Origin of the sequence: Clostridium sp. (assembly GCF_040797585.1) — a bacterium.
Taxonomy (GTDB): Bacteria; Bacillota; Clostridia; order Clostridiales; family Clostridiaceae; genus Clostridium_Z.
The window spans coordinates 1-6,972 of the sequence record NZ_JBFNEO010000154.1; the positions used below are offsets into that span (position 1 = coordinate 1).

The following is a 6,972-nucleotide window of genomic DNA, read 5'->3' on the forward strand; positions in this document are numbered from 1 at the left end:
GTCTATATCCTTATTACTTTCTAAAAAGTCTAATTGAACCTGAAGCCTATTTAAGTAGCATATATCATCAGCATCCATTCTTCCTATATACTCTCCTTTTGCTTCCTTAATACCTTTATTTAAACTTTTTATAAGACCTAAATTTTCTTCATTTATAAAAAACTTAATTCTTCCATCCTTTTTTAGATATTCTGTAATTAAATCTTTTAATTCCTGATTTTTAGGATTATCTAATATTATTATAAATTCAAAATCTCTATAACTTTGATTTAAAATAGATTCTATTGCCTTACTAAGCCATTGCCTGGTTTCATTATAAGCTGCCATAATTATAGATATTTTGGGATTTCTATTCATGTTATATGCCTCCTGATTAAAAATCTAACTTATATTCTTTAAACCTTGAAGCCTTTTTATCCTTTTCTGATAATATAACCTCTTCCACCCTATCTAATGGCCACTCTATAGCTACATCCTCATCATTCCATAATATTCCTCCCTCATATTCTGGATGATAAAAGTTTGTGCACTTATATACAAATTCTGCTTCCTCTGAAATTACTAAAAATCCATGAGCAAATCCTTCTGGAACATAGAATTGTCTTTTATTCTCCTCACTTAAATATACTCCATACCACTTTCCATAAGTATTTGAGTTCTTTCTAAGATCTATGGCCACATCATAAACTTCTCCTTTTATAACTCTAACTAATTTTCCTTGAGAATATTTAGTCTGAAAATGCATTCCTCTAAGTACTCCCTTTTTAGATTTGGAGTGATTATCTTGAACAAATATCATATCAAGACCAGCTTCCTTAAAAGAGTTATAGTTATAAGTTTCCATAAAGAATCCTCTATCATCACCAAAAACCTTTGGTTCTATAATATAAAGTCCTTCTATTTCTGTTTCTATAAATTTAAAATTTCCCATTTATTAATACTCCTCTAAATCAAAATAATTATTATCCTCTATATAAATTAAAGACATTCCTAGTACTATCCAGTAAGGAAAATATCCGAATGTATCTGCATTGAATCCACTCATCATAATTCCTGCTATAAGTGTTATAATCAGCATTCCTGTTATATCAAATCTATATTTTATAAACTTTATAAAACACTGTATTGTTAAGCTTATCCAAATTCCCAACCATAGTATAAATCCTATAATCCCAAACTCAGCAAAAATTCTAAAATGAATTGAAAAGGCTGGTGGCCATGCAGTCTCATTAGGATCTAACCATCTTTGAACTTCCCATGACTTTTTAGCATTATCATCTACATAATTACTTACATTAAAACCATATTGTCCTAATCCTACCCCAAATACTGGATTATCTACACCCATTTTAAATGCAGCCTTCCAAAGTCCTAATCTAGCCACATTAGACATATTATTCTCATCATTTATTGACTCATATACAGCTCCAATGGAAACAGAATCTGCTGTATTAGCATCATACTGTGCTCTTTCTTCAGTAGGACGATTATAGAACACATTATTAACTACAATCCCCATAACTATAGCACCTATTATTACAAATGACATGTTAATAATCCCTTGCTTTTTCCTTTTTAATATAAAAGTATAAATTAAAAACATAAGTACTTGAAAAACTATCATTACATATCCGATTCTTGATTTTGAAAAGAACATAAGTACTAATATATAAATACTTAATCCTATGAATAAAGTTTTTTTCTTATTCTCTTTAGTAAATAAATAACTAAATAAAAATGGCAAAGCAAAAGTACTAAACATAGCAAAGTAAGATGCTTCTCCAGATATAGATCTAACCCCTCTTGGATATAAATCTCCTCTAGTATACATATTAACCCAATAAGATATTTCTTTTAAAATAGGATCAAATATATCTATTCCTACTAGATAAAATATCTCCATAAATGAATATATTCCACATATAAAAAAGGTTATAGTGACAAATTTTCTTATGTAAGAAGCACCTAACCTATTAATCTTCATAATATAATAAACACAATAAGCTGATAAAAAACAGAATCCAAGTACTCCTATTTGTAATATGAATTTTGAAATTCCGCTTCTTCCTTTAAATGTACTACTTAATATATTACTAAAGTTCACTCCTGAAGATATTACTACCCAAATAAGAAAACCTGCTATAAAATATACTGTTATATTTTTAATCGTAATAATTCTTTTATTTATAAATACTATATCTATGAATACACATATTATAATAAATATAAATGCGTAGGCACTACCTTGTGCTCCTAATTCTCCCATTAGACCTTTCATATAAGGTAAATTCATAAATGGAGTAAGAATTATAGCTATTGCTAAAAGAACTTTAAGTAACGAATTCCTTCTATCACCATAATATCCACTATTGTAATTATTTAAATTCATTCAGTTATCCTCCTATAAGTACATCTTATGTAAGCTCATTTATCTATATAAAATTATATCATCCTCACAATATATATTTTCTTATAATAATAAGCTTAAACTAAATTTTACAACTTTTTATTAAGATAATTATATGAAATATAAGATTAAGCCTTCTATAATTCAGAATAAGCTTTTATTCTTTAACTTCATACTTTCTCATAATAATGACTTATATTAAACCTCTAAGCTTTACTTATTTTAAAAATTAATAAGATCCTATTTTTTATTAAATAAGAAACTTTTTATCTTAAACAAATTTATAGCCAAAGGATAATTAAAATTTAACATATAAAATCTAAATCTAGTTTTCTTATCCATTTTTCTTATATAATCATTATAGTATTTATTACTCTTAATTTCATTTCTCCATGAAGCCCATCTATTATATAATTCCTTATGTATATCTGTAGGATCATTTACTCCCATAACCCTATAATAAAAAGTATGAAGAAACCTTGCCATTTCTATCTCTTCTTTAAATTCATCATATATACCTTTTGTCTTAAGATATTCACTTAAGTTATCAATAGCATTAAATATTCCATAGACCTTATTATTTAAAACCTTAGTGATACTTCCTTCCCTTTGTATATAATGTATAAAAGCTTCATCCACTTTAACAACCTTATTCACATTAAGTGCTATCTTTACAAGAGTTATAAAATCTTCCCCAAGTGATATATCCTCTGGAAAATCAATATGATTTTTTAAAAATATATCTCTTTTAAAAACTTTATTCCAAATACACATATAGGCTTCTTCTGTAAGAATTTTTTTTGCATAATCTTTTCCTTTTATATTTTTTACCTTTAAATCCGTAGCATACTCTAGTTTTTCATTATCATAATCATAATAAAAATCACATAGTGCTATATCTGCCTCTTCTTCTTCCACTCTTTTATATAGGGACTCTAAAGTTTTTGGTTCAATCCAATCATCCCCATCTATAAACATAATATACTTTCCCGTAGATTTTTTAAGTCCTAAATTCCGAGCAGAAGATACTCCACCATTAGGCTTATTTATCAATTTAATTCTTGTGTCCCTATCTTCATAGGCTCTTACTATTTTTTCTGTATTATCTTTTGATCCATCATTAACTACTAAGACCTCAAAATTTTGAAAGCCTTGATTTATTATAGAATCTAGACTTCTACTAATATAATTTTCTATATTATAAGCTGGTATTACGATACTTATATCTATCATTTATATCCTCCATGATTATAAACTAAGTTCTTTATTAATATGTATTTACCATATATATTACATACTTTAGCTAATTACGGTAGACATCTCTTGTCCATTATAATATATCTAAGAAGTTTTTAACTTACTAAATACACTACCTAGTTTTGTTGTTATCAATTCTTTGAAGTAAATAAATTCATCGCTTTTTCTATATATGATAACCAAAAATAGATTTATATATAATACATTAAATATACACTTCAATAAAAATCCTGTTCCATTCATAGCAAAATGTAAAGCTTCCCCTAAAAAATTAGATGATAATAGAATAATAAGGGTTATAGCTATGCCCTTAAAATATTTTATAAAGTAGTCCATAGAATTTCTCTTAAAAACTATTCTATAAACTAACACAGGTCTAAGCCAAAATACTATAGCTACGCTACTTATTATAGTTCCTAGTATTATACCTGCAATACCAAAATAATGACCTAAAATTAAAGAGGCTACAAGGTTTATTAATGCTTCTAATATAGGAGCAAACCTATCTTGTCTATATATACCTGCTGCTTCCTTAAACTTTTCTATACTTGGTCTCATATTAGTTATAAAAAAGCTTATCATCATAAAAATTATTACATACTTATTTAATAATTTTCCAGATCCAAAGAAAACATATATAAAATGATCTATGGTGTTATAAATAGATATGGTAACAAAGCATACTAACCAAAAATTAAAGAAAAATATTTTATTAAAAACATTATAAGTTTTATCTTCATTAGATGAACTTATGAGATTTCCTATACTTGCTATAATTCCATCAAAAAATTTCATAACAAGTGTTGTAAAAAATGTTATTACAAACATATAGTTACTATAGTTACCCACACTATCTAAGTTGGTAAAAAACGCCATGAGCATATAATCCGTTCCAAATACTACGAAACTCCCCATCTTATGTAATGATAATGCTTTAATATTAGAATATATACTCTCTTTAACTTTATCTTCTACTACACCTTTTGTTGATAATATATCTTTAAAGCAATTATTTATAGTCCTATTTATAAAGTAATAATATAGAATGTTAAAAATAGTTTCAACACATAAAAAATATATATAAGATGGTGTTAAAAATAGAATTAATATCTGTACTATATTCTTAAGTACCTTAGCCATACCATCATACTTAGATATTACATATCCCTGTTGATGTACATATAAGAGAGTTAACTTATGTGAAAAAAAGTAACTGAATGATGTGTTTAATAGATATATTAGATAACATATTCTTACTAGATCAAGCGCTATATCTCCCTTAACAAATATTCCAAGGAATGGTATGAAGATAACTCCACAGGTTAACATTATTACTCCAGCTATAGAATACATCTTCTTATATAGATTTAATATTCCATTTATGAGTGGTTTATTATTCTCATTAACTGGCTTATAAAGTGCAAACATGACTGCACTTCCAATTCCTAGCTCTGCTAAATTCATAAGGCTTAATATACTACTAAAAAGAGCATTTAGCCCGTTCATATCATCGCCTAGTCTATCTATAAAAACTTTTTTAGTAATAAATGTTAACATTGATAGAATCACATAAAATATAATATTATACTTTACATTTTTTATAGCCTTTCCTGTTCTCATATTTAAATCCTTTCTAGAAAACTCTATTTCCTATTTTAAATAACAAAATTCTTTTAATTCACTCTCTATCTTCCTAATATCATTTTGTAATTCACTATAATTTTTAAACAAACCACAGTTTTTTATAGATATCTCTGGATTTAAAAATTTCTTAGGTCTTGTATGATTGCTTAAATCTAAATTTAAGAAATTCATTATCTTCTCTAAGGTATTGTTGTAATTATAGATTAAATCCTCAAAGTTTATCCTAATAATTCTTTCATCATCCTTCTCGTAGTTTAAGTGAGCTCTTAAAGTCTTAAACCATTTAATATAAGTATCTACATTTTCTGAAGGAATCCATCCTTCCTTCCAATATACTTTATTTAATATATATAAGTCTCTTGGATCTCTATCAACTACTATAACCTTAATATCACTATAATAGTTCAGATATCTTTTTACATTAAATGGAGATACCAGTTGATCTAATGCAAGATACTTATAATTATTGTCAATCTCACTTAAAAGTTTGTCTGTATAGTTTCTAGTCTTATCTAAAAAGTCTTCTTTAGGATAAGCTAAACACATAGGACTTTTTTTGGTATATGCAACAAATTCATATTTTCTATTTTTATTGAAAATCGAATTTAACTTTCTTTGAATTTTCGATGGGAAAGTATATATCATATAAGCTAATAACTTATTATATCTATAATTATGCTGGTGCCAATATCCTTGCCATTCCACATCAATTAGACTTTCTATATATTCTTCTGTAATCTCAGAAAACTTGTTATTAAAATATTTGTTATAATCCTTCTCTATATGTCCACATAATTTTTTAAATCTATATATTGCCTCATCATTTTTAAGTCTATGAAAATCATCTACTAAATGATGCTGAAGATCTGAAATTCCATCCACTTCATGGCATATAGAAAACTCAAAATCTCCAAGAGAGTTCACATTATCAAATTCTTTAAGTAAATCAGTAATTGCTGATGAACCTGTGCCACCATAACTTGCACATGTTACAACCGAAACTTTCTTCCCCACTATTCCACCAACCTTATATAATTAATTTCTCTTTAGTCCATAATCTCTTTTAAAAGTCTTATTTGATTATCAATTGAATATTTAGATGCATTTTTTATAGAACTTAACTTCATTTTTTCTCTCATTTTATCATCTGTTAAAATCTCATACAGTTTTTCTGACAATTCTTTAGAATCACGCTTAATAATAATACCACAGGTGCCATTATCACTAAGTTCTTCTGCCCCTCCAATATCTGTAGACACAAATGTACAGCCTAAACTCATAGCCTCTACTATAACTGTTGGAAATCCTTCAACATAAGAGGTAACACTTAATACTTTAGAATTTTTTATATAGGGATAGGGATTATTTATATATCCCTTAAATTTCACATTGTCTTCTAGATTAAACTCTTTAACTTTTCTTTCAAGCTCTTTTCTCTCTTCCCCATCTCCCAGTATATTTACCTTAACGTTTGGAAGTTTATCCTTTAACCTATAAACTGCATCTATTAACAAGGATATATTCTTATTTTTATCTAACCTTCCTATGGATATTATATCACAAAATTCTTTCTCTTCCTCATTACTCTTTCTTCTTATTTCATCAAACTCGTATCCATTGTAAATTTTTTCTACTTTTTTCCCATACTTCTTAAACACTTGTTC

At 26.8% G+C, this 6,972-nt stretch carries 7 protein-coding genes; all 7 read right to left on the reverse strand.

Translation table 11 applies throughout. The features are described 5' to 3' along the window. Positions 1-357, reverse strand: a 357-nt coding sequence (locus tag AB2369_RS09900) for a glycosyltransferase family 2 protein (protein ID WP_367666317.1), incomplete at its 3' end; no start/stop codon positions are given. Between the two features lie 16 nt (positions 358-373). Next, positions 374-931: a dTDP-4-dehydrorhamnose 3,5-epimerase gene (gene rfbC / locus AB2369_RS09905; protein WP_367666318.1), complete on the reverse strand. Its 558-nt coding sequence runs from the start codon at positions 929-931 to the stop codon at positions 374-376. Positions 932-934: 3 nt separating this feature from the next. Beyond that, entirely contained in the window at positions 935-2,389 is a 1,455-nt protein-coding gene (locus tag AB2369_RS09910) for an O-antigen ligase family protein (protein ID WP_367666319.1), read from the reverse strand. A gap of 258 nt (positions 2,390-2,647) precedes the next feature. Then, positions 2,648-3,640 carry a glycosyltransferase family 2 protein gene (locus tag AB2369_RS09915; protein WP_367666320.1) on the reverse strand — a complete coding sequence of 331 codons (993 nt, stop codon included), beginning with the start codon at positions 3,638-3,640 and terminating at the stop codon, positions 2,648-2,650. A 108-nt stretch (positions 3,641-3,748) separates the two neighbouring features. Then, positions 3,749-5,284, reverse strand: a complete 1,536-nt coding sequence (locus AB2369_RS09920) for a lipopolysaccharide biosynthesis protein (RefSeq protein ID WP_367666321.1) — start codon at positions 5,282-5,284, stop codon at positions 3,749-3,751. Positions 5,285-5,314: 30 nt separating this feature from the next. Then, positions 5,315-6,322 (reverse strand): sulfotransferase, encoded by a 1,008-nt coding sequence (locus AB2369_RS09925; RefSeq protein WP_367666322.1) that lies wholly within the window; start codon positions 6,320-6,322, stop codon positions 5,315-5,317. A gap of 32 nt (positions 6,323-6,354) precedes the next feature. Beyond that, positions 6,355-6,972, reverse strand: a 618-nt coding sequence (locus AB2369_RS09930) for a glycosyltransferase (RefSeq protein WP_367666323.1), incomplete at its 5' end; no start/stop codon positions are given.

Coding starts and splice junctions, on each gene's coding strand:
- rfbC (WP_367666318.1), bottom strand. CDS start 931: ATGGGAAATTTTAAATTTATAGAAACAGAAATAGAAGGACTTTATATT.
- AB2369_RS09910 (WP_367666319.1), bottom strand. CDS start 2,389: ATGAATTTAAATAATTACAATAGTGGATATTATGGTGATAGAAGGAAT.
- AB2369_RS09915 (WP_367666320.1), bottom strand. CDS start 3,640: ATGATAGATATAAGTATCGTAATACCAGCTTATAATATAGAAAATTAT.
- AB2369_RS09920 (WP_367666321.1), bottom strand. CDS start 5,284: ATGAGAACAGGAAAGGCTATAAAAAATGTAAAGTATAATATTATATTT.